This window comes from Cognatilysobacter lacus (assembly GCF_008274655.1).
Taxonomy (GTDB): domain Bacteria; phylum Pseudomonadota; class Gammaproteobacteria; order Xanthomonadales; family Xanthomonadaceae; genus Cognatilysobacter; species Cognatilysobacter lacus.
Genome location: NZ_VTRV01000252.1, coordinates 1 through 1993 on the forward strand (window position 1 = coordinate 1; position 1993 = coordinate 1993).

Here is a 1993-nt window from a genome sequence, read left to right on the forward strand (position 1 = left end):
CTGCATTACCTGCTGGGCTGGGACGAGGTCGGCAACCTGACTTCGCTCGGCGACACCGCGAGCAACCCGAATATCTCCGTGCCGCTGCGCGGCTACGGCTACGACGGGCTGAACCGGCTCACGGCGGCAAACGATCCCAACAACACACTGCTGCAGGGTTATGCCTACGACGCCACCGGCAACCGCCTGAGCGACACCAAGGTCACCAGCGCAACGGGTACCACGGCGTACACGTATCCGGCGACCAGCCACCGCCTGACCCAGGTCGGCACTGTGGCGCGTACCTACGACGCCATGGGCGACATGCTCACCGGCACCGTCAATGGCGTGGCCAAGACCTATACGTACGACGTGACCGGCCGCATGAACGTGGCCAAGAACGGTTCGACCGTTGCGATGAACTATGCCTACAACGGCAAGGGCGAGCAGGTTCGGCGTTACCCAGCGGCCACGTCGACCGCCCAAACGTATGAGGTGTACGACGAAGCCGGGCACTGGATCGGCGAGTACGACGTCAACGGTGCACGCAAGCAGGAGTTCATCTGGCTCGGCGACCTGCCGGTGGGTGTGTACGCGCTAAGCCCGGGTTCGACGACGGCGTACCAGGTTTATCAGGTCGAGCCCGATCATCTGGGCACGCCGCGTGCGGTTGTCGATGCGACGCGACAGAAGGCGGTGTGGTCGTGGCCGCTGCAGAACGAGGCCTTTGGCAAGAGCAATCCGATCCAAGATCCGGATGCGGATGGGAAGGCGTTTGTGTTGGATATGCGGTTTCCGGGGCAGAGGTTCGATAGTGGGAGTGGGCTGAACTACAACTACTTTCGGGATTTTGACGCATCTGCTGGTCGGTACGCGCAGAGCGATCCTATTGGGCTGCGAGGCGGCGTGAGCACCTTTTCGCTGGTCAAAGGGAGCCCGCTGGTTTACACCGATCCGTTCGGCCTATTCGTTCGTGTGACTTATTGGATTTCAGCAGGAGTTATCTCGGCCTACGACACGGCAGATCCGATGAATGAATACAGCACATACGCGAAAACAGGCGGAACTTTTTCCACAGACGGCGTATTCAATTCCAATGGTCAGGCTATTCCCGTCGGCACGTACGATATTCTTGGAACCAGAAGGCCCGGTTGGTACCGGCTTGATCCGAAGGATGGCACCCGATTTGATGATGTCGACAATGCGACCGGACGAGGCGCGTTTAGACTTCACCCGGGTACGCACAGTCTAGGATGCATCACGGTTGACAAGAACTCAGACAGCATGAGGCTGTACGAGAGTATCCAGACACTTATTGACAATACAAGGACAGTTACGATTACCGATGCAGCTCGGCGATCGCTTATTTCCGGACCTTACCCGATTCGATACGGGTCGCCCGCTGGAACGCCTGTAACTTATTATGGGCAACTGGTTGTGATGCCATGACCGCACGTACCACCAAATCGGCGTTCGTCAAGGCAAGCGCAGTCGCGTTCACTGCTATATGCGCGCTGGGTGTCGCACTGCAGTTTCTGTACTCGTTTGGTCAGCTATATCATGTGTACATCGTGGGCTATAAAGCGGGTGGCTTGTCGCCTCACCTAATTAGCTTTGGCTCCACGGGGCTGGCGCTGTATCTGGCTGCTGCAGCGGGCCTAGCCATTTCACTCGCTATTTTTATCAGGCAGCGGGGAGGGGTCAGGCGCGCCAAAATAGCTGCAACTTTGCTCGCCATTTCGTTGCTGAGTGCCGTCGTGATCGTTTGCCTGGTTACCTCACCCTTCGCGGACGTGGTTTCAAGGGGATGACGGCCAACTGAAGCAAAGGGGGGGGCTGCAGCGAAAGAATGGGGTCAGGTTCCATTACATCCCTCTAGCCTCAAGACCGGAACCAAAAAATGGGGTCAGGTTCCATTTCCAACTGGCGTCCGTGATGAAAAATGGGGTCAGGTTCAATTTCGGCTGGTTCTTATGAAGGTCGGCCGGACGGACGCGAAGCTTCGGGTCCCGCC

The 1993-nt window shown here is 58.0% G+C and carries 2 protein-coding genes; both read left to right on the top strand.

Going from position 1 to position 1993, the window contains the following annotated elements; all coding sequences use genetic code 11:
- Positions 1-1428 (top strand): RHS repeat-associated core domain-containing protein (locus FW784_RS13820; protein WP_149353903.1); only part of this gene is annotated, 1428 nt, incomplete at its 5' end.
- Positions 1425-1790 carry a hypothetical protein gene (locus tag FW784_RS13825; protein WP_149353904.1) on the top strand — a complete coding sequence of 122 codons (366 nt, stop codon included), beginning with the start codon at positions 1425-1427 and terminating at the stop codon, positions 1788-1790. The genes FW784_RS13820 and FW784_RS13825, both read left to right, overlap by 4 nt.
- The last annotated feature ends 203 nt before the right edge of the window (positions 1791-1993 follow it).

What these genes read in the sequence shown, in the direction of transcription:
- FW784_RS13825 (WP_149353904.1), top strand. Translation starts at nt 1,425, where the DNA reads ATGACCGCACGTACCACCAAATCGGCGTTCGTCAAGGCAAGCGCAGTC.